The organism is Oleiphilus sp. HI0117, from assembly GCF_001635235.1.
The window spans coordinates 1-614 of record NZ_LWGA01000571.1; the positions used below are offsets into that span (position 1 = coordinate 1).

The following is a 614-nucleotide window of genomic DNA, read 5'->3' on the forward strand; positions in this document are numbered from 1 at the left end:
AAGTACGCTAAGCACATATTTTAGTTGGTTTTTTGCACATAGACATAATGACTCCCCACGTCCCAAAAGAGTGCTGACCTCCTATCGTGGGTTAGCAAAGCCAGAGCCATAATATATGTGTCATACCATATAAGCGGAGGCCAGCACCATGAAAAACAATACCATAATTTTTGTCGGATTGGACACCCATAAGGAGTTCACCGAAGTCGCATATTGCGAAGATCAACGAGGCTCAGAAGTAAAACATCTTGGAAGAGTTTCTTCAGCCAAAGTATCACTTACCAAGATGGCAAGACAGTTTGAAAGCAAATACCCGCAGGCTACCCTGCATTTTGTTTATGAAGCAGGCCCCTGTGGCTACTGGATTTATCGATTGCTGACAAGCTTAGGCCATTGTTGCTATGTTGTTGCGCCATCACTGATTCCAAAGAAACCCGGACAACGCGTGAAAACAGATAAACGCGATGCACAAGATTTAGCTCGTTTGGTTCGTAATGGCGACCTTGATCCGATTTACGTTCCTGAACCCGCAGATGAAGCAATACGAGATCTATCTCGAGCACGTGAGCGTNCAATGCATGATTTGAATAATGCACGTTTCCAGCTAAAAGCCT

General features: G+C 44.4%; 1 protein-coding gene. It reads left to right on the top strand.

Annotated features, from left to right (window positions below; genetic code table 11):
• Positions 1–148: 148 nt before the first annotated feature.
• On the top strand, positions 149–614 hold a 466-nt coding region (locus A3757_RS06265), incomplete at its 3' end, for a transposase (protein WP_156506226.1).